Here is a 21928-nt window from a genome sequence, read left to right on the forward strand (position 1 = left end):
GAATACCCTCCATTTAACATTTAGCAGTTATCATTTAATTCACCTTTTACTCTTTTAATACAAATGTGAACGTTGTTCCTTTTTCAGAAGAATCTACCTTCATTTCCGCCTCAAGTTGTTCAGCAAAGCTCTTTATCAATACAGAACCCAAGCCTTTACCAACAAGAATTTCAAAATCTTGCGGCAATCCCGGACCATTATCTGAAACTGTGAGAATTATACTTCCAGCTTTCTTTTTTAGCCCGATCGTAAGTTTTCCGAATTCGTTTTCACCAAAAGCGTACTTATACGCATTCACGATCAGTTCATTTATCATTAGTCCACAAACCACCGTTTTATCCACAGAGAATTCTACGGGTTCCAAGTCGAAATTTACTTCAACGTGTTCCGATTCATGTAAGAACGTATCATAGATAGTGGTTACCAGGTCTTTCAGATACGTATCCAGCCGTACATAACGATACTTTTGTGTTTGATATAACTTATCGTGTATTAGTGCCATGGAATTGATACGGCTTTTACTATTCGCCAGGCTTTCTTCTACAGCAGGATGATCGGCCGCAGCTATCTGCAGATCCAGAAGTGCTGATATCTTTGCGAGATTATTTTTAACACGGTGATGAATTTCCTGCATCAGAATTTCTTTTTCTTCCAGTGCCTGCGATAGTTCTTTGGTTCGAGATCTCACTTCTTTCCTTAAAACAAATATCCAGCCCACTACGAAAAACAGAGATAGCACTCCTCCCCAAATCAGATACTTAAAATACTTACCAGGAAATCCCTTTGTTTTTATATCGTCAGGTGTTCTGGGCATAATATGATTTATAATCATATCGCGCGTTTGAAATACAAACTTTCCGACTACCCCGGTTATTTCAATCTCATCCCCAATGCTTAATAATTCCAGGTTAAATTCATCTTTATAAGCATGCGATTGAGAGATGTACACTTCTATGATTTGCTCTGCCGAATCCCCTACCGAGATCTTCAATCCTCTATAACCCGAACTTGCGTTCTTTTGAGAGACTACTCCAATACCCTTCGTAAGCATACCCAAATATTTTTCCGGATCGTTAATAACCGTATTCAATGATTTGGGAGCAGGTACCAAGGCGGGGCTATCAACTACAACAACAGTATCTGTGATGATCTCCGGTTTGTCATAATACAGTTGAATAGTTCCTTCCACGATCAAACTGTCTCCCTCCTGAATATCAGCTTCCAAAGTTCCGCTAAAAACCTGAATACCGGCTACCTCATCCTGAATGTATACCGACAACCGCTGTTCGTTAAATACCAAATTATCTACTGTGGCTCTGCCACTAATTTTCACCTTTTGGCCTAATAAGTCTATGCTGCCATCGCCATCAGCATCAGCCAGTGCTTCCGAGACACTGTATACTTTTGGATCACTTTGTCCCAAAACTGGCCAGGAGGAAAGACATCCGATCAACAGAATCACTGATACCGATATACTGATCGCATGTTTGTTTAGTTGTTCAACATTTCTATTCTTCATTATGTGTTTTTTAAAGGCAGACGATCATTCATTCTAACTTATTAAAAGCTGTTATAAAGAAGTATTATTTAATACCAATATTGGTCAGTGTGTTTATCCAGAATCTTACCTTTTCAAATCCTTACATCTTAACATTTAAAAAGCAGTATATTTGGAGGTAATTATAGTTTAATTCCCAGCAATAAGGATAGGGAAGCCTCCGCCGGCACAACCGTAAATTGAGCCGACCACTTCTCAAAAAAATCATTGAATTTTAGAAGGCATGGCAATTTCTTCCACACTGTTAGAACGAACAGTGCTCACTTTTTTTGTGCTCGTTCTTTTTTACCCGGCAGCAGTCTCTGCGCAAAGTTGTCCTGCACAAGGCACCGAGATCTTTCCCGAACTATCGGGACAAGAACTTATCGACACTTTGGTAGCAGAATATAAATCTGTAACTGTATTAAATTATAATTCGGCAAGAGAACAGTTATATGGTACCATTGATAACAAGAATGGAATTGTAGAAGGTATCTACACAGGATATAAAGCAGCAATTGACCCCTCAGGTGATAACCCGCGCTTACAGGCCGTTGATGTAGGCATCAATGCTGAACACAGCTGGCCACAAAGCAAAGGCGCCGTCGAGGGAACCAATGCTCATTCCGATATGCACCACCTCTACCCGGCCTATGAAAGTGCTAACAGCTCTCGAAGCAATCACCCCTACTATGAAATTCCTGATCAACAAACAGATGGATGGTGGCGATACCAGACACAGTTTTCAACACCCGTTGCTGACTCCATTGACCAATACAGTGAAAAGCGAAACAGCCATCCAAATTCAAGCTATTCCGGAAGCTGGGAGCCGCGTGAAAGTGTAGAAGGGGACATTGCCCGAAGTATGTTCTATTTCTATACCATGTATAAAACACAGGCGGATGAAGCCGATCCCTTTTTCTTCGAAGTCCAGAAAGAATTCCTCCGCTCCTGGAATGGGCTCGATGTAGTCTCTCAACGTGAATATGAGCGAACTTGTGCCATTGCTGAGTTTCAGGATGGCAAAGTAAATCCGTTTGTTATTGACCCTACCCTTGTGGAAAGAGCATATTTTGAAGGTCAAATAGGGCAGACCAATGTTCAGTTTACAGCTTCTGCTCTTACCATTGGAGAAGCACATGGAGAACTTGAAATTCAGGTTTCAATATCAAATCCTGACCCTGACCTCGAAACTTTTGTAGATGTCGTAATTTCAGGGGAATCAGCCACAGCAAACGAAGACTATCAGTCCTTTTCTACCAAGACCATAACTTTCCCGGCAGGTTCTCTTGAACGTCAATATTTCACACTCACTACTCTTGATGACGATATACAAGAAACGGAAGAATCGATCGTGTTCGATCTTCAAAATGTTCAAGGCCCTGAAAATGCGGGCATCGGAAGTCCTGAAACCTTAACTGTAACTCTGCAGGATGACGACGGTGACCGCCCTGATGATGTGTGGGTGAATGAATTTCATTATGAAAATACAGGCACCGATCAGGGAGAGTTTATTGAGATCGGAGTGGATGCTGAATTCCCGGACCTCAACGCTGTTACACTGTCATTGTATAATGGAAATGGAGGAACAGTTTATAGTTCATATTCTGGTAATGATTTTAAAAGGGGAAGTACTACACAAGGCATTTCCTTCTATTATGTTGATCTGCCAGTAAATGGGATCCAGAATGGGGATCCTGATGGAATGAGCCTGGACATTAGTGGCGAGATCGTTCAGTTCTTATCATATGGAGGGACATTCACAGCAGTGAAAGGCCCCGCTCAAAATCTCAACAGTACGGATATCGGCATTACACAAAGTAACAGCAGCACCCCTGCCGGAAGCTCTCTTTCTCTAATGGGTAATGGAAGATCATACCTTGATTTTAGCTGGGAACTTGTGGAATCCCATACCAAGGGAGAAGTGAATACCAATCAGTCTATTGATCTGGCTTCCTCCAATGAAGAGAATCCGGAAATAGCCGATCGTTTTACCCTTGAACAAAATTATCCAAATCCTTTCAATCCAACTACTGTCATCAAATATCAGCTTGCTGAAAACAGTGACGTCCGGTTGAAGGTGTTTGATATTCTTGGGCGGGAAGTGGCTTCTTTGGTAGACAGTAAATTACAAAGAGCCGGCAGCTACAATGTTACTTTTGAAGGTAGCGGACTTTCTAGTGGCATTTACGTATATCAGTTACAGATTGATACGCAAACCTATGCTCGCAAAATGGTATTGACGAAATAGCTTAATTGTTATTGAAAATCGATCCCAATTCGGTCTTTGATCTTATTCTTTAGTTCTTCTTCAAGCTCTTTCTTTTTCTTTTCAAGCTCTTTGCGTTTCTCTTCTATGCGTTTCACCTGTTCATCTACTTTTGCCTGAAGCTCTTTGTAGCGCTCTCGGATTTCAGCCTCTTTCTCCTGCTTAAATTCAGCCAGCAGCTCTTTTCTTCCTTCCACTTGCTTCTGAACTTCAGCCTCGATCTTTCGCTTGGCATTTTCCACTTCCTGGCTTACTGTCTGGCGTAGTGCATTCATAAAAAGATCATCTACATTAGAGCGTACACGAACCCGAAGCGGGCCTTCGGTATTATCAACCAATGCCGTAACATCAATATTATCAGCACCAGCTATCGCATTCCTGATCAGTGATTCAACACGATTTTTTGGTGCACCTGCAGCCTCAAAATCAAAACTGATACCCTTAGCTAAATAATCAATGCGGCTGTCAATCCTTCTGTCCACAATATTTAAATTGAGGTTTAACTCGCCTTTACCTGATTTCAATTCATAAGGCAGCAAATCGGAACCTGAAAGTCGTGCTTCAGAAAGAGTAAAGCCTGCATAGTTAAAATTAAAACTTTCTCTTGGTGCCTCTTCCAAATAATTGAATTCACCACTGAGGCTTAAGGAAACCTGATTCTCGTCTTCTCCCGAAAGGCTAAAGATCACAGGTTCTCCGGTCTTAATCTGACTACCGCTAATATTTGTAACTGATCCTTGAATCCCTATATCCGATTTTGTTCGCCCTGATAGTTCTATATTCTTGAACCAGAAACCCGGCCATTCATATTTATCGGAAAATTCGTAGTCAAGTCCTTCATATCTTGGGATGTTCTCTTTCCCTTCTTCATCACCAGCAAGGCGGCTTCCATACTCTCTTGCCAATGCTACATATTCCAAATAAGCCGCGTAATCACCTAATAAATTCTGCCCAAATAATGCCGTACCGATGTTCTGAACATCAAGATCCGGAAGTTTGGCAACATTCAATGCCCGTTGATAGTCTTCCCTGATCCAGTTATCTATCTGGCCGATATTATAACGGGTACTTCCATAATCCTGCTCAAAATCATTTTTCAGATTTTCAGCTTTGGTCTTAAGAGAATCTACTTGCTTTCTGAGTTTTTGTACATTCTCAATAGCTTCAATAGCTTTTTTGGGGTCTTTGATCTCATTTATCTTAATTGCTTCCACCGTATTTCTGGCGATCGTAATTTCTTTTTCGATGGGGGTATTATTGAAGGTACTGTCCCATTTGGTATAAGTGCGCTGAATACCGTTTCTAAGAGAATCTACTTTCTCAGGTGTTTGGATGTTCACCTTAGCCATCAGGCTGTCAACATTCAGATCGTCACGAACATCTGTAAATTTTACCTCAGCATTTTTTTGAGCTTCATTACTAACTTGATTTACCACAGAGTACAGGAATCCCGGCTCTGTATCTTCCTCCTCTTCAGGGACCTCAAAATAACCGTCCGTTTCACGTTCCGTCTCAAGTTCAAAACCGGTAAGCCGTACATTGTCGACGATCACTTTGTTACCTAAGATCAAAGGCCAGAATTGCATACTGAACTCTGTTTCTCCTGTTTCAAAAGTGTTTTCCATAGTGTTATTTCTATTAGCAACCTGAAGCCGATCCCATTTCAGATGCAGATTAAGAAGACTAAATTCAAATCCATCGAGTTCAACTTTGGCTTCATTTAATACACTGGCTTGATACTCGATCTTACTCTCAACCCATTCATCCGTAATTAAGAAAGCGGCTGCAAACCCAATTCCTATCAATACTAAAACCGTTATAATTCCTCCAATTCTCATAGCCTTACCCTCTTACTCTGCTTACAGTTTGATAGATCGAATAAAATTTCGTGGATTTAAAAGCCTGTACGAGCTTCCACTTTTGTACTTTTGCATGAATGTGTCTTCTATACTGAACAACCCCATACTTCACCAATGGAAAGGCCGGAAAGCATAGAATTATTGCAGTCACAAAGCTTCCGATCACTACGGTATTGAAGAATTTTGTAAGTGCCCACCAATCGTTATTGTACATATTTGTCCACGTTTGCTGCATGCTTTCAAGTTCCAGCAACCAAACCCCAAAACTGTGAAAAATCGGATCAGCCAGGTAAGCAACCCCACTGAAAACCATAAAGGAGAGTAACGCCATACCAATGTGTACCTTCAGTACCAATATCAATATCACAATAAAAAGGTTGTGCAGTGAAAACACAGGGGTAAGTCCGATGATCATTCCCAAAATAATACCTCCGGCTATTTGTCCGGGTGAAGCTTCTGATGCCAACGCCTTGAGCAGTTTGGCAAAATACTTCATAATCAAGAACATATATTCTCTCCTTTAGTGATCAATTCATAAATAATTTAACTCAAATTAACTCCAATTTCCTGTCATTACAAGGAATGAAAGTCAGATCTATATTACTTCCGTATACTTTCAGTTTTAAAAATCTGTTCTTTATGCTATATTGGCTGATACAATCTTCACCTCATGCTTATAATGCGTAACAAACTCATTTTTGGAATTATTTTTGTCCTGTTTTTAGGAGGCGCAGTATCCTGTAATTTGAATAACTCCGAGGATGATTCAAGGCAACCCGTTGATCTCGGATCCACACTTCAGGAAGCACCTTTTTTATGTGATGATGGTTTTGCAAACGGCTTTCCATGTGAAAATGTGAATTTTTATGCTCAGGTTTCCATACCCCAGTTAAGCGGCCAATCATCAGGTGTTTTCTTAAACGATATTTGGGGCTGGACCGATCCAGAAACTGAAAAAGAATACGCATTAGTTGGGCTTACAAATGGGATGTCATTTGTAGATATTTCTGACCCTATTAACCCTGTAGTAGTTGGCAGGCTTCCCGAATCCAATCTTATTGCCAAATATAAAACAATAGCTAAAGGTCAATATCCTGCCTGTAATTTGGGATTAGGGCAAACCCAGCGCTCAAAATCGATTACTGAAGGTTCTTCCTGGAGAGACGTAAAAGTTTATGAGGATCACGCCTATATAGTAAGCGATAATCAGCCACATGGCATGCAGGTGTTAGACTTAACTAAACTCAGAAATTACTCAGGTGAGATACTCAATCTCCAGCATGACTTTCTTTATGACCGCCTGGCTTCGGCTCACAATATTGTTATCAATGAAGAGTCAGGCTTTGCATTTGCTACCGGTGTGACTCAGGCTGATATGTGTGGCAGCAATAGTGAGTCAGGACTTCACATGATCGATCTCACCAACCCCCGAAACCCGGAATTTGCGGGGTGTTATATCGATGACACCCCCGGATACTATCGTATCGCACCGGGATATATCCATGATGCCCAATGTGTGAACTATAACGGTCCTGACAGTGAGCACCAGGGAAAAGAGGTTTGCTTCAATTCTGCTGAAGGAAATATAGTAATTACAGATGTCTCTGATAAGCAAAACCCAACCACAATAGGCTTTAACAGACAAGCTGATATGCAATACTCCCATCAGGGTTGGCTGACTGAAGACCAATCCTATTTTTTGATGAACGATGAGTTGGATGAACGCAACCTGGGGCGTGGTACCAAAACGTACATCTGGGATGTGCAAGACCTGGAAGCTCCTGAGTTTCTTGGATACTATGAGCATTCAACATCTTCCATCGACCACAATTTGTTCATTAAGGGTAATTATGTTTATCAGTCCAATTACAATGCAGGGCTACAGATTTTGGACATTACAGACGTAGCTGCTGCAAGCATCGAACGGGTAGCTTATTTTGATACCCAGCCTAATACAGATGCTGCAAACTTTAACGGAACATGGAGTAACTATCCATTTTTCAAAAGCGGCCTTGTTATATTAAGTGATATTGAATCCGGATTATTCATAGTTAAGCCTGAACTGGAATAAGACCTTCTACTAATTCCGTTTCAATATTACCGAATCGTTAATCCCTTAAACATTAACAGTCGAACTTTTGAGTTGAGAGCATATTTGTGTACCTTTGACACGTTTTACGAAGGGCTTTTTCACCCTTTTCCAATCTAAAATTAAGCGAAATCTCAGCACAAGTTTATGGATTTATTTGACAAGCTTGAAGGCCGCCCAAGTCCGCTCGGCCCATTCACATCTGAAGGGTATGGGTACTATACCTTCCCAAAATTAGAAGGACCTTTAGGGCCGGAAATGAAATTCAACGGCAAAGACATGGTCGTTTGGAGTATCAATGATTATCTCGGCATAGGCAGTAACGAAGAAATTAAAAAAACAGATACTGCTGCCACAGCACAATACAGCTTAAGTGCCCCAATGGGTGCCCGTCTGATGACAGGTAACTCTACCGAACATGAGAAACTGGAAGAAGAACTGGCAGCTTTTGTTCATAAGGAATCTGCACAATTGCTGAATTACGGATATCAGGGAATCATGAGTACCATTCATGCCTTAGTTGACCGTAATGATTTCCTGATCTATGATGAACTCAGCCATGCTTGTATTGTAGATGGAAAACAGCTTTCCATGGCCGATAAATCCGTATTCAAGCACAATGATATCGAAAGTTTCAAGAAGCAGCTGTATCGTGCAGCTAAGAAGAAAAAAGATAATTCTTCCATTCTTGTTGTAACTGAAGGTGTTTTCGGAATGACCGGCGACCTTGGTATTCTTAAGGAGATCATCGAACTGAAAAAAGAAGTTCCTTTCCGTTTATTGGTTGATGATGCTCACGGAATCGGAACCATGGGTAAAGACGGATCCGGAACCGGAACTCATCTTGGTGTTCAGGATGGCATTGATATTTACTTTGGTACTTTTGCAAAATCATTTGCTCTTATTGGAGCTTTTATTGCTTCTGAACCGCGTGTAATTGAATTTTTGAAAGCCAACTCCAGAAGTCAGGTTTTTGCAAAATCACTTCCGCTTCCTATGGTTGTTACAGCCCGCAAGCGATTGAAGATGATCAGTGAGCACCCTGAATGGCGTGAGCAACTTTGGAATAACACACTAAAACTTCGTGAAGGATTGCGTGAAATCGGTTATACCGTTCTTCCATCAGAAAGTCCTGTAACTCCGGTTTTAACAAAGGGAAGCACAGATCTTTGCCAGGATATCATGCGCAAACTACGTGAAGAGCACGGTGTATTTGTGAGTGGTGTTGCCTACCCGGTAGTACCAAAAGGCACTGTTTTGATTCGCCTGATTCCAACTGCAGCTCATAAAGATGCTCACATCGAAAAAACATTAAAGGCCTTCGAAGCGATCAAAGATTACGTTTTCGAGGCAGCCGAGAAACTAAGTGCATAAACAAACGCTTAGTTAGATTTTTAAAAGCCCGTTTGATTAAAACCAGACGGGCTTTTTTATGTTTCTAATACGATCATACAACTCTTACTTGTTCGTAAGCGAAAGTCTTTAAATCCAGATCCTTGTTTAAAGCCAAGAGTTCGCCGGCTTCGTTCACACCCAGAAATTTATACTTCCCCTGAAGATTCTCCCCGTTTACTTTTAGGCTCTTCCATTCTCCAAACCCGATCATTACTTTATTTATCTCTTTTACCAACTTAGCATTATGCTGATTCCAAAGGCGATATCTATATTCAATTTTTTGGAGGATGTTAGCCAACAATTCTTCTCTTGGACAATCGGCCTTGGCTTCAAGTTTTAATGAAGACGCTTGGTCAGAAAGATTCCCTTCAAATTCTGTCTGATAAACATTCAATCCAATACCCACCACCACGCGTTCAAGATGATTCCCCAGAAATAAGGTCTCTGTGAGGATGCCGCTCAGTTTTTTACCATCATGCAGAATGTCATTTGGCCATTTCAGAACTGCAGGGATGCCGCACATTTCATTGATCACTTCCGTGATCGAAAGTGCACACGCCAGGGTCAGCAAACTAAAGCGTTCAGCTTTTTGAGGCTCAAAGATCAAACTGAACGTCAGGTTCTCACCTGCTGAAGTGTGCCATTTCCGGTCATATTGACCACGACCTCCGGTCTGATGGTCCGTTAAGACCACAGCACCATGCAAAGATCCCATGTCTTTTATTTTCTTAGCATAAGAATTAGTTGATGGCAATTCCTCAAAAAAATAAAAGCTACGTCCTAGCCAGGATGTAGCCAAATGCTTTTCAAAAAGCTCTTTATCAAACAAAATATGTGATTGCGTTGTTACTGTCAGTTTCAGACGTCATTAAAAGTATAATAATCTTATCAATGTTCCTTGAAATAATTCCGACTACCTAAACTACTTTTTCTGTGAATTCTTACTCAATTCTCCCAACCTGCCCCATTACCGGGATTAAATACCAACACTTTTCTCTTATTAATCCTGCCAACATGTATTATGGCAAGATATTTGTAAGCATTAACGTTCTAACAGTTGAACCGCCCTGTTTATAAGGTTAACTTAATACTCATATTTTAGAGATAATTTTCAGAGCACCAGTATTATACTATGATAGATATATTAGACACGATCGGCAGGACCATCACTAAAGTTTTTGGTTCTAAAAGTGAAAAGGACATTAAGAAGATCCAGCCTATAGTAGATGAGATCAAAAGCTACGAAGAGGCTATTAAGAAGCTGTCTGACGATGAACTGAAAGCTAAAACCGAAGGATTTAAGCAGAAAATACAAGATGCTACCGCTGATACTGTGGCTGAAATTAAGGAGATCAAGGAGAAGCTGGATGATCTCGAAAATCTTTCGCCCGGCGAGCATCGTGAAATGGCCGAGTACCTGGATGAGCTTGAACAACAAGAACTGGATATTATTGAAGATGTTTTAGATGACATTTTGCCTGAAGCATTTGCCGTTCTGAAAGATACCTGCCGTCGATTTATCGGGAAATCCTGGAAAGTGGGCGGTAATGAGACCACCTGGGAAATGATTCCATATGATGTACAGCTTATTGGTGCTATTGTGCTGCATCAGGGACGCATTGCAGAGATGAAGACGGGTGAGGGTAAAACGCTTGTGGCTATTTTTCCAGCATACCTGAATGCTTTGGCAGGAAAAGGAGTACACGTGGTTACCGTTAATAATTATCTGGCCATGCGTGATGCCGAGTGGAATGAGCCGATCTTTAATTTCCACGGATTAAATGTGGATTGTGTTGACCGTTACCAGCCAAGTACCGAGCAGAGACGAAAGGCTTATAAAGCTGATATCACCTACGGTACTAACAACGAGTTTGGCTTCGATTATCTTCGAGACAATATGGTGGTCGAGCAGGAACAACTGGTTCAGCGCGAACATCATTACACCATTATTGATGAGGTGGATTCCATTCTTATTGATGAGGCTCGTACTCCGCTTATTATTTCAGGTCCCGTTCCGCAAGGAAATAAATCGGATCGCTATGTTGAGATGAAGCCACGGATAGAATCATTGGTTCTTGCTCAAAAGAAATTGGTTGCCAATCTTGTCAAAGAAGGGAAACAATTGCTTGATCAAGGTGATGAGGAAAAAGCCGGACTTGCACTTTTCCGTGCCGTCCGAGGTTTCCCAAAGAATTCACAGCTGAGAAAACTTCAACAAGACCCAAAAATTCAGAAACTTATACAGCGCACCGAATCCTTCTACCTGCAGGATAATGCCAAGAATATGCCGGTTGTTGATGAGTACTTGTATTACGCAGTGGATCCCAAGATGAACTCCATTGAGATGACTGAGCAAGGACGAGAATTCGTTACCAAGAAAGGAGAAGACCCTGACTTTTTTGTAATTCCTGATCTCGGAGAAGAAACTGCCGTAATTGAAAAGGAGATGGAAGAACTTGAGAAAGAAAAGATCCAAGAGATCAAAGACAATGACGAGTTCAGTGAAGAGTATAAAGAGAGAAAAATTGAAGAGACCAAGCAGGAAATCCGCCAGGAGCGTGAACGTAAATTCAATGAGCTACACCGTAAATTTGCAGAACGTGGCGATCGTATTCACACCGTAAATCAGCTGTTGAAAGCATATACAAATTTTGAACGTGAAGAAGAATACATCGTTCAGGATGGAAAAGTAAACATTGTTGATGAACACACCGGACGTGTACTTTCAGGCCGTCGATATTCGGACGGATTGCATCAGGCAATCGAGGCTAAAGAAGAAGTGAAGGTAGAGGCCTCTACACAGACATACGCCACTATAACCTTGCAGAATTATTTTCGAATGTATCATAAGCTTGCCGGTATGACCGGTACAGCTGAAACGGAAGAGGGTGAATTCAATGAGATCTATGAATTGGATGTAGTTGTAATTCCAACTAATAAACCGATTGCCAGGGATGACAAAGAAGATCTCGTATTCAAAACCAAACGCGAAAAATTCAATGCGGCAATCGAGAAGATCCAGGAATACCATGAAAAAGGTCAACCCGTATTGGTTGGTACTACCAGTGTAGATGTTTCTGAGACCATGAGCCGTATGTTGCAGCGTGCCGGCATTCCTCATAACGTGTTGAATGCGAAACAACACGCCCGTGAAAGTGAAATTGTTAAACAAGCCGGTGAACCCGGGGCAGTGACTGTAGCTACCAACATGGCCGGTCGTGGTACGGATATCAAGCTGGCAAAAGGGGTGAAAGAAAAAGGCGGATTGGCCATTTTAGGTACCGAGCGCCACGAATCTCGTCGTATTGACCTTCAGTTGCGAGGTCGTGCCGGACGTCAGGGTGACCCCGGTGAAACACAATTTTATGTGTCACTGGAAGATGACCTGATGGCAATGTTTATGTCCGATCGTGTTGCCAACGTCATGGATAAACTCAGTTTTGAGGAAGGGGAAGTCATCACCCATCCATGGATCACCAAATCCCTGGAACGAGCACAGTCTAAGGTTGAGCAAAACAATTTCAGCATTCGTAAACGACAGCTGGAATATGATGATGTGCTCAACAACCAGCGTAATGTAATTTATGCCCGCAGAAAGCATGCCCTATCCGGTGACCAGCTTAGAACAGACATCATGGATATGTTGGATGACTTGATCGAGTCTTTGGTGGAAGAGCATGTTGCCGCCGGAGATTATGAGGGGCTACACGAAAACCTCCTTCGTCATCTCGCTGTGGATGTCGATTTTGATAAGGAATCCTGGTTCAACATGAATGAGCGTGACCTTACTGACCATATTATTGACAATGCGCTGGATGCCTATCGCAAGAAAGAAGATCGCATGGCAAAACCGCTTTATCAGGTAATGAAGCGTATCAATGAAGCAAACCCTGATAATCGTCCGGATAAAGTTCAGGTGATATTCACCGATGGAATACGCCGTATGAGAATTGTGGTAGATGTTGAAAGTGCACTTGAAAATGAAGGACGTGAAGTGGCTCGTTCACTTGAGAAAAGTGCCATACTATCCATTATTGACCAAAAATGGATGGAACACTTGCGGGAATTAGATTCCGTGAAAGAAGGTATAGGGCTTAGGTCTTTTGCCCAGAAAGACCCGCTGCTTGAATACAAGCGCGAAGCTTTTGACATGTTCAAAATGCTATTGGATGATATCAATCAGGAAGCCATCTCCTTGATCTGGAAAGCAGTTCCCGAAGTACAAGCTGAAGATTCCAAACTGGAGAAAGCTCAAAAGCAAAAGTCCAGGTTTGATACTTCTTCTATGGAAACACAACATGCCGATTCTACCGGAATGGGACTCAAAGCGCCGGCCCCACAACAAGGCGGGCAAAAACCACAGGGCGGTAATTCTAAAAGACAGCCTGTGGAAGTTGCCGATGAACCCGGTCGTAATGACTACGTTACTGTTCAGAATATGAATACCGGTGAGAACAAAGAAGTAAAATGGAAGTACGCCAAACGCATGGTCGAAGAAGAAGGCTGGATCTTGGTTGAAAAATAACTGCCAAGTTAACATAGCAGGGACGCAAGATTTTGCTTCCCTGCTATGTACCTATTAATTTTTTCGCTATGTTTATGGGCGAATTAAACCAACCAAATATACGTGGAAGTTTTAGGGATCGATATTGGGAGTTATGGCATTAAAGGTGCCATTGTGGATACAGAAAAAGGTGAGATCGTATCCAAGAAAAAAACCACTGATAAAATAGATGACACGCGTCCTCATAAGTTGATCTCCAAATTACACAAGGTCGTTAAGAAGTTTGACTGGGATGGTCCTATTGGCTGTGCATTCCCCGCCGCTACCAGTAAAGGAATTGTACTTTCTACTACACGCATGGACCAAGGCTGGGTAGATGCCGACGCCGACCATCTCTTCACAGAAATAACAGGCTGTAATGTCAGTGTGATCAACGACACCGATGCCGTTGGGCTGGCCGAAATGAAATTTGGAGTCGGTAAAGGGCAAAGGGGAACCGTGATCGTTTTAACAGTGGGCACCGGAATTGGATCTTCTCTTTTTATTGACGGAATTCTGGTTCCCAATACTGAACTTGGTCAAATTGAAATAAAGGGAATCAGTATTGAAGAGCGTGCGTCCAACCGGGTTCGTAAAGAAGAAGGAATCAGAAAAAAGACCTGGGGAAAACGTCTTCAACTCGTCTTTGAACAGTACGAGCGATTATTTCATCCTGACCTTTTTATTCTTGGCGGGCAGCTTTCCAAAAAAGCCGACAAGACCTTTCCCTATATCAAGATCAAAACCAAATTCAAAGCCGCCAGTCTTTTGAACAATGCCAGTATTGTGGGAGCAGCTTATTATGCCGCTTCAGTACAGATGAAGAATAAAGAGTTTTACAGATAGTCAGTTTCATTCATTAGAGTGTAACGCCACTCTGTTCCCCTCACTGTCTATGATCACGGCCATATAGCCATTTTCTTCAGTGATCAACCGTTTGGGAATATTGACTGTTCCTCCGGCCGCTTCCAAACGATCTAATACAGTTTGCAGATCAGGGTTGGCATTCAAATATAATAGCGGGCCTTTCGAATCACTTGGCTTATACCAATCTTCATTTTGAATGATCGTTCCTCCTACGGTACCACTTTCTGCAGGAAATAACGCCATTCTAAGCCCGTCTCCAATATCCAATTCATGCATTTCAAAACTGAATATATTCTCATAAAACTTCTTGGCACGTTCTATATCAGTCGCAGGAATCTCGAACCAGTTTATCGCATTTTTCATATTTTCTTCTTGGCTAATTTTTTAATTAACTGACCGATAGTAGGTTAAAGGAAAGTAAATTTCAAGAACGAGCTTTCTCCAACAGAAAAATGAGCTGAGCAGCCTCTTCTTCCGATAGTAATTCGAACTTAAGGTCAAGTTCCTCAAGCCGGTCCTCAATCCTGGCAAGTAATCGAAGTCCCTCATACTTAATGAAGACCTGAACCAATCGTCCGTCATTAGGGTCTTTGCGTTTTCTCACCAACTCTTTATCGATCAACCTATCCACCAATCTGGACGTATCCGAACTTTTGTCGCGCATTAATGCCTGTATCTGTTTTGTTGACATTGGCTCGTTATTCGCATCCTTCAAAATCCTTAGAATGGAAAGTTGCTGCTGGGTTATGTTGAATTCATCCAGAAATTCTTTAAGTGTAGTGCGGAGCCAAACTTCGGTTTCAAGGATATTTTCTCGTAGTTGTTTCCATACTCCTTTCTCACTTTGCTTTGCTGTAGAAGTTTCCATAGTGCATGTTCTGTAGATGAAATTAATTGCACTGAATATAATGTCTAAACATCAATGTTCAAACGTATTTTATGTTTTGCCGATTTAGATTAGATCTGACCGGTTTATTACTGCTAATCACCCAACACATTTGACACAGCGGGTGGTATGGGGCATATATTCCAAACGGCCAAAAGGAATTGCATCACCGCACTTTGTACAGATTCCAAATTTTTCGGATTCGGAATTTTCAAACGCACGTTCCAATTTCTTAAGCTCTTGCTTTTTCTCTCTCAGAGAAGATTCATTGATCGTTTTGTTATTGATCGCATCCATCCGTGAAACACGGCCTATGGAGGCATCCAGTGGAATGGGTTTTACCAATTCTTTGAGCTCTTCGATCTCTTCTTTAGTATACTCGATCCTCTTCGCTATGATCTTGATAAGCTTTTTCTTTTCTGAATCTGTCATCTTCTTAAGATAATGAGCTACGCTTTGGCCAATAACCTGCTTTGGGAATACATTTAGGTTTAATCACTGCTTTGATATCATTGCCAATGCCTGTTCTTTGCCTACTAAGGAGCGCATTCTATCCGGAGTTCTTTCAAGTTGGTTTTGGTAAGCGTCGAGCGCTTCCTCATAATTACCCATTTCCATCATAACATCTCCAAGTAATTCATAGGAAGGTTTTATAATGACCGGAGGGCCAAAATCCAACGGCAATTCAGATTCAGACACCACCGCTTGATTCAGTAATTCAACAGCTTCCCTTGTATTCCCTTCTTCGATCATTAACAAACTCTGTATTTGATCCACCTGAATATCTCGCTCAACACTCACAGGTGTTTTCATCAGTTGATCCAAACTTTCTTGTGCTGCTTGTATATTTCCTGTTTTAATATTTGCCAGTGCAGTTGTGAAAAAATAATTTACAGCTCCTCTTGTGCCTGCTTCAAAATCGGAAGTCCATTCCAAAGCTCTTTTCCAATTTTCGGTATCCACGATTTGGTGCCCCCGCATAATGGCAAAATGCCATTTTTCACTGGAGCTTGGCTCAGCTTTAATACGTTCAGTACATGTTTTCAATACCTTCGTCGCATTTTCTACTTCTCCAGCCTGTAAATATCCGTATTGAAGCCACCATGTATAATGACCGCAGACCGTAGGTTCTTCGTTCAATTCCTTCTGTCGAGTTGTTTGTACATCACGTGCCACAATGTTTGCGTCAATGACTCCATCCCACATCCCAAGGGCAAGAAAAATATGGGAAGTCATATGTTGAGCATGAGCTGCCGCTGGAGCAATTTTAGAATATGCTTTGGCCATTGGTAGTCCAAGCGGAGCGTGGACAGGATCATCAAAAGAGTGGATCAAATAATGTGCGGCACCGGGATGCTCCGGGTTCTCATTCCAAACATCAAAAAGTTCGGCAGCAGCTCTCATATAAATGGAAAAGTCTCGGCCTTCATGGGCACTGCCCAAGATCGATAAACCATAGAACGCCGTAATTTCATGATCCCCGGGGTACTTTTCGTGAAGCTCAGCCATGTATGCCATGTACAAGTCATCCCTCTCCTCTTTTGAGACATCTTCACTTTCAGGAGTATTCCCATATAAAATCTCCAGTGACATCAACAGATCTTTCTCTCGTTGTGTTACCGCTCTGGACTGCCTCGATTCCACAGTTTCTCCCAAGTTATTTAAAACCTCCATAGCAGCTTGTCTATCTTGCTGAAACCAAATGGGGTGATTATGGGATTTGGCTTCTCCATAATGAGCCATCACAAAATCAGGATCTATTTGACGTGCCCGCTTAAAAGCCCTTGCTGCATCTGCATATTCAAAATTATGAAGAAACTTTACCCCTTCGATAAAGTTATCTTGTGCCTCTTCAGCACCTGAGTTAGGGAAATCAATCTTACCCAAAAGTTTGTCCTGGGCTGCTACATCAATGGTCAAAAGGGGCAATGAAGCAATTATTATCAATAAACAAGCAGAATAAAATTTCATATCGCTGAAATTTAGAGATTTAGACTTATTGAATGATATACAAAAAAAGGCAGACAAATATGAAGTTGTGAATTTTCATCACTTTGCAACCCTTCCAAAGTTACCTGGTATTTTTTGGTTTATTCCACCTCGTTATAAATTTGAAAAAGTTTACTACGGACTAAAATAAACTAAAACCTAGCAATAACATTTTCGTGGGCTGTAATAAATTTTTTTCTTCCTCCGAACAGTTCTAAAGTTCTTTCACGCTGAATAAAGGTTTCTTCAGAATTCAAATAAATCTGGTAAGAAGAAAATGGATAATCAGTTAAGCTTTTAGAAAATCCATGCTTTATAGGATTAATATGAGAATACACTACCATCTGCCTGAAATACTCTTCTGAATCAATTTCTTTTCGTTTGAAATTTTTCTGAAACAGACTTCCGGTTCTATTTTCCTGTTTATTTATGGATTGGGTGTACGAACTGAAAAAATGTGCTAAATGCTTAGAGGGTGATCTTAATTTTTTTGGCCTAAGATCGCTTTCGATAAAAAGTTTCTCTTGCTCTTCAATATCCCTAACACTTACAACCATGTGAAAATGATTCCCCATTAAACAATAGGCATAAGTTTCAAATATATGAGTACAATGTTTACCAAATCTATTCAAGAAATACCTGTAGTTATCAGTGGTATAAAACAACTTTTCTTTACTATTGCCCCGATTATATATGTGATAATATCTGTTCGGCTCAAGTTTTAGCATACTATTCTTCCTGAAATATAAATCACCCCCCTTAAGTAACCTTTCCAAAGTTACTTGATAAACCTTGGTTTATTCTAGCTCGTTGTAACTTTGGAAAGGTTAGCTACGGTCAACCTAATTTCTTTGAATACCCTTAACCTCATTCAAGTTTCCCTTGATCATTACATGGGTCAACGATCTTATATTTGAAATATCTTCTGCCGGGTCTTTATTCATCATGATCAAGTTACCTAATTTTCCACGCTCGAGGGTTCCAAAATCATTTAATCGTCGCATTGACTCAGCTCCATTTTTAGTCGCCATAACTATGAGATCTTCCGCAGGGATACCTGCCTCTTGCATCATTTCCATCTCATCAAATATTGAAATCCCGTGCAGTGTACCCGGGTTACCTGCATCCGTTCCAACAACTATTGGAATACCCGCATCATATAATTTTTTGAGATTTACCAGCATCAAATCTGTTGTCATCTGGGTCTGTGGATCAAAGTTTCGCAACCTTTCTTTAAATTCATCTGTCAGTCTTGAGTGATCTTTAAACTGAGAAGCTGTCTGTATCAACTCCATGGTTTTTTGGTCTACGCACCCATTAGGATCATTTATTTGCATAGGTTGTATATCAGCTGCAGCACGATATGCCAGCATATAACCTGCACTAACAATTAAGGTGGGATTATAAAAGGTTTCGTTCTCCCTTGCTAACTCAATGAATTCTTCATCAATCTCAGTATTCGAGACACTGTGAACCAATAACCTGGCACCATTCCTTAAAGTAGCTTTTGCTTGCTCAAGAGTCGTAGCATGTGCGATCATCTGATTCCCCTTTTTTCGAATTTCTTCAGCCGCCGCCTCCACGTAACTCATATACTCAGGGTCATCAGCACTTATTCCCCAAAACTTGATTCCGGTACTCCCCAAAGCCGACATATATTGAACCATCTTCTTACCCGTTTCTTCTGAATCAAGTTGCACCAACACTCTGTCGGATGGGAGATCGAAGGGGGCTCCGGGAACTGGAGTCAGCAAAGGACCGGCCGCAGCTACATGTGGAGCCATGGGATCTTTCTCGGCTGCCTCTTGCAGCCCAACTGACCAGCTCATCCCACCCACATCATATACTGCAGTGATACCGGAACACAAATACGTTTTATAATAACGCTGTGGATTTTGTTGCTGGTAAGCGGCTACTTCAGGAAAAGGATAAGTTCCATTCAGGTCCATGGCATCAGGGCGGCTATCAAAAAAGCCTGTTTGGAAAAAATGCATATGCGCATCAACCAAGCCGGGAGTAATATATTTACCTGCGGCGTCAATTACTTTGCTTCCTAAAGGAATTGAACAGTCTTCAGCTTTTCCTACACAATCTATTTCGTTATTTCTCACGATGATCACGCTATTTTCCATAGCATCTGCCCCGGTCCCATCATAAAGTGTAGCACCTTTGATCACCGTATAAGATTGATCTTTTTTTGTACAAGAGAATGCTATAAGGAGAAGACCTATGAGGAGTAGAAAATTAGAAAACCGCATTATTTGACCCGTTTATTAATCTGAACGGGAATTAATAAATAATACAATTCATATCAAAATAAGATAGAATATTAAAGCGGAGAAGATTATGTTCGCCTAACTCAGATTTGTGAAATAGTAGAATGCTATCATTCCCGCTGCCATAACTTTAAGCCCGGTTGCGGCCATAAATCCTGCAAACGCCCCTAATGCTGATATTAACGCTCGGTCTGATTTTTGACCTGATACCATCTCTCCAACAAACGCACCAATAAGCGGTCCTGCTATAAAACCAATCGGTGGGAAAAAAAGTCCTGCTACTAAACCGATCATGCTTCCGGCAACACCGTAAGCAGTTCCTCCTGACTTCTTGGTTGCCCAGGCCGGTATCACGTTATCTAAAACAAATCCAAAGATTATAACCACGGCTAACCAAACCAACATAAAAGAGGTGGAAAAGGGAGTGTACAAAAGCTGAAGGATCAACAAACCGATATAACTGAAAGGTAATCCCGGAACTACGGGAAGAAAAGCTCCAATGAGTCCGGCTACAACAAATACAGCACCTAATATGATCCAAATTATTTCCATGCCTTTTATACGATTTCTTAGCTGATAAGGTTTCGGTTTAATCTGAACTCTTAAACTTGCGCAAAGCGAACAAACCTGCCAGTGGACCTAAACATAAGATCCAAAATATTTTTGGTGACCCTTCCACGATCCAAAGACTACTAACTAATTGAATACTCACCATGGTAATTGCAAAGCCTATGCTATTAACGATAGTCAGACCAGTTGCTACATACGAACGGTCGGCTGAACCGGCAACCATCGTTGAAAACTGAGGGGAATCTGAAACGACAACGGCTCCCCACAGCAATAAGAATGCTATAAATACCCAAACCGGCGTTTGAAACATATAGGGTACCAACAAACAACATAAAGCCGACGTCATAAGTGATGTAAAAGCGACTTTTTTACTTCCCATACTTAGTGAAATATGCCCACCAACGGCGCATGCCACCCCACCTATTGCTATGATCAAAAATGACCAAAGAGGTACACTTAGGGAAGCTTGAGATACCCCATTGTAATATGCTAACATCACCGGAACAAAAGCCCAAAAAGTGTACAATTCCCACATATGACCAAAGTAGCCAAAAGCTGCGGAGCGAAAGTTTTTTTGCCTGAACAGGGTAAACAGTGCTGATGGTTTAAAAACTCCTGCTTTTCCCTTGAACGGTCCGTCAGGAACCGTAAAGAATAGCACAAGACCTCCGGTTATACTGATCAAAGATGTACTTATTAAAACAAATCGCCAGGGTAGATCACCGCCTGCGAATTTTAGAAAATGAGGGAAGGCTGTCCCAACCACCAGCGCTCCAACTAAGTATCCAAGTGCTTTTCCAAGACCTTTCTCATGCCAGTCTGAAGCGATCTTCATTCCTACCGGATAAATACCGGCCAAAAAGAAACCGGTCAAAAACCGAGCCCCCATTAACTCTCCAAAACCTGATCCATAAATGGTAAGAGCATTAAATGCTGCTCCCAGAAGAGAACATGCTAAAAATACTTTAACAGGGGAAATTCGATCGGCTACATTTAGTAAAGCAAAAACTAGAGTCCCAATTATAAAACCTGTCTGAACAGCGTTAGTAATATACCCTATAGCTGTTTCATTCAAGCCGAGTTCCAGAATAAGGTCAGGGACTACAGCATTCCCTGCAAACCAAAGAGAGGTTCCGGCAAATTGTGAAAATACGATGACAGGCAAAATATGCCGGGGGACTTTTGTTTTCATGGGCTGAAGAAACGAAAGTCACTCTTATAATAAAAGCATCGTTCTATGAAAGGTCATCAGTCTATTTTATCACGATCTATAATTTCATTATTCTCGTTGATAAATCCTTCGAATCTTGCAAGTTGAATAAGAGTAGTTGAAATAAGCTGATCAATATTCATTCCAGAGGACTTAAGCCACTTGTGAGTATCTCTGTCTTCCGGATATTTCTCTATACACTTTTCGGTGTAACTGGTAAAATCTCTTACAACATCCAAAATGTCTATCAATTTATTAGGGCATTGGCACTCGATCATATCAGCGTGTTTTCGCAATGCTTTCGCTGCTTCCTCACTGATCTGTACTCCTTCTTCTACTTTGATCTCCATTTCAAACTCCTTGTTAATTTACAATATTGATTCAATTCTTATTAGTGGGTATTAACTAATTTATGAACGGTTTTAGGCACTTCGTAGC

18 protein-coding genes are annotated in these 21928 nt (G+C 41.3%); 5 read left to right on the plus strand and 13 right to left on the minus strand.

The window, feature by feature from the left end:
• Nucleotides 1-46 precede the first annotated feature (46 nt).
• Nucleotides 47-1519, minus strand: coding sequence for a histidine kinase dimerization/phosphoacceptor domain -containing protein (locus ACFSVN_RS00225; protein ID WP_390296831.1), 1473 nt, complete (start codon nucleotides 1517-1519; stop codon nucleotides 47-49).
• 262 nt (nucleotides 1520-1781) lie between these two features.
• Here ACFSVN_RS00225 and ACFSVN_RS00230 point away from each other — a divergent pair, with 262 nt between their 5' ends.
• Entirely contained in the window at nucleotides 1782-3788 is a 2007-nt protein-coding gene (locus ACFSVN_RS00230; protein WP_390296834.1) for an endonuclease, read from the plus strand.
• Between the two features lie 8 nt (nucleotides 3789-3796).
• On the opposite strand, the gene ACFSVN_RS00235 is transcribed toward ACFSVN_RS00230, so the two are convergent.
• Both ACFSVN_RS00235 and ACFSVN_RS00240 read right to left on the minus strand, forming a co-directional pair.
• Entirely contained in the window at nucleotides 3797-5644 is a 1848-nt protein-coding gene (locus ACFSVN_RS00235) for a TIGR03545 family protein (protein ID WP_390296837.1), read from the minus strand.
• 4 nt (nucleotides 5645-5648) lie between these two features.
• A complete protein-coding gene (locus tag ACFSVN_RS00240) occupies nucleotides 5649-6173 on the minus strand; it encodes a TIGR03546 family protein (protein WP_390296840.1) in 525 nt (174 codons plus the stop codon).
• Nucleotides 6174-6344: 171 nt separating this feature from the next.
• Between ACFSVN_RS00240 and ACFSVN_RS00245 the strand changes: the two genes are divergently transcribed.
• Both ACFSVN_RS00245 and ACFSVN_RS00250 read left to right on the plus strand, forming a co-directional pair.
• A complete protein-coding gene (locus ACFSVN_RS00245; protein ID WP_390296844.1) occupies nucleotides 6345-7736 on the plus strand; it encodes a choice-of-anchor B family protein in 1392 nt (463 codons plus the stop codon).
• A gap of 165 nt (nucleotides 7737-7901) precedes the next feature.
• Nucleotides 7902-9128: an aminotransferase class I/II-fold pyridoxal phosphate-dependent enzyme gene (locus ACFSVN_RS00250; protein WP_390296847.1), complete on the plus strand. Its 1227-nt coding sequence runs from the start codon at nucleotides 7902-7904 to the stop codon at nucleotides 9126-9128.
• 73 nt (nucleotides 9129-9201) lie between these two features.
• Here the strand turns inward: ACFSVN_RS00250 and ACFSVN_RS00255 are convergent, their stop codons facing one another.
• Nucleotides 9202-9948, minus strand: a complete 747-nt coding sequence (locus ACFSVN_RS00255; protein WP_390296850.1) for a biotin--[acetyl-CoA-carboxylase] ligase — start codon at nucleotides 9946-9948, stop codon at nucleotides 9202-9204.
• A gap of 354 nt (nucleotides 9949-10302) precedes the next feature.
• Here ACFSVN_RS00255 and secA point away from each other — a divergent pair, with 354 nt between their 5' ends.
• Both secA and ppgK read left to right on the plus strand, forming a co-directional pair.
• Nucleotides 10303-13674 carry a preprotein translocase subunit SecA gene (secA, locus tag ACFSVN_RS00260; RefSeq protein WP_390297301.1) on the plus strand — a complete coding sequence of 1124 codons (3372 nt, stop codon included), beginning with the start codon at nucleotides 10303-10305 and terminating at the stop codon, nucleotides 13672-13674.
• A 102-nt stretch (nucleotides 13675-13776) separates the two neighbouring features.
• Nucleotides 13777-14538: a polyphosphate--glucose phosphotransferase gene (ppgK, locus tag ACFSVN_RS00265; RefSeq protein ID WP_390296853.1), complete on the plus strand. Its 762-nt coding sequence runs from the start codon at nucleotides 13777-13779 to the stop codon at nucleotides 14536-14538.
• Between the two features lie 6 nt (nucleotides 14539-14544).
• Here ppgK and ACFSVN_RS00270 read toward each other — a convergent pair whose 3' ends face one another.
• The 9 genes from ACFSVN_RS00270 to ACFSVN_RS00310 form a co-directional block, all read right to left on the minus strand.
• Nucleotides 14545-14922 (minus strand): VOC family protein, encoded by a 378-nt coding sequence (locus ACFSVN_RS00270; RefSeq protein ID WP_390296856.1) that lies wholly within the window; start codon nucleotides 14920-14922, stop codon nucleotides 14545-14547.
• 61 nt (nucleotides 14923-14983) lie between these two features.
• A complete protein-coding gene (locus ACFSVN_RS00275; RefSeq protein WP_390296859.1) occupies nucleotides 14984-15427 on the minus strand; it encodes a MarR family winged helix-turn-helix transcriptional regulator in 444 nt (147 codons plus the stop codon).
• A 117-nt stretch (nucleotides 15428-15544) separates the two neighbouring features.
• Complete coding sequence (locus ACFSVN_RS00280; protein ID WP_390296862.1) at nucleotides 15545-15877, minus strand: TraR/DksA family transcriptional regulator; 333 nt, start codon at nucleotides 15875-15877, stop codon at nucleotides 15545-15547.
• A 63-nt stretch (nucleotides 15878-15940) separates the two neighbouring features.
• Entirely contained in the window at nucleotides 15941-17416 is a 1476-nt protein-coding gene (locus ACFSVN_RS00285) for a tetratricopeptide repeat protein (protein WP_390296865.1), read from the minus strand.
• Between the two features lie 170 nt (nucleotides 17417-17586).
• Nucleotides 17587-18066, minus strand: coding sequence for a transposase (locus ACFSVN_RS00290; RefSeq protein WP_390296868.1), 480 nt, complete (start codon nucleotides 18064-18066; stop codon nucleotides 17587-17589).
• 210 nt (nucleotides 18067-18276) lie between these two features.
• Entirely contained in the window at nucleotides 18277-19692 is a 1416-nt protein-coding gene (locus ACFSVN_RS00295) for an amidohydrolase family protein (protein ID WP_390296871.1), read from the minus strand.
• A 96-nt stretch (nucleotides 19693-19788) separates the two neighbouring features.
• The gene (locus ACFSVN_RS00300; protein WP_390296874.1) at nucleotides 19789-20262 is read right to left on the minus strand and encodes a DUF456 domain-containing protein; all 474 of its coding nucleotides are present in this window, start codon (nucleotides 20260-20262) and stop codon (nucleotides 19789-19791) included.
• Between the two features lie 37 nt (nucleotides 20263-20299).
• Nucleotides 20300-21472 (minus strand): MFS transporter, encoded by a 1173-nt coding sequence (locus tag ACFSVN_RS00305; RefSeq protein WP_390296877.1) that lies wholly within the window; start codon nucleotides 21470-21472, stop codon nucleotides 20300-20302.
• A gap of 56 nt (nucleotides 21473-21528) precedes the next feature.
• Nucleotides 21529-21840, minus strand: coding sequence for a hypothetical protein (locus tag ACFSVN_RS00310; RefSeq protein ID WP_390296879.1), 312 nt, complete (start codon nucleotides 21838-21840; stop codon nucleotides 21529-21531).
• Nucleotides 21841-21928: the final 88 nt, after the last annotated feature.

Origin of the sequence: Gracilimonas halophila, assembly GCF_042684365.1 — a bacterium.
Taxonomy (GTDB): Bacteria; Bacteroidota; Rhodothermia; order Balneolales; family Balneolaceae; genus Gracilimonas; species Gracilimonas halophila.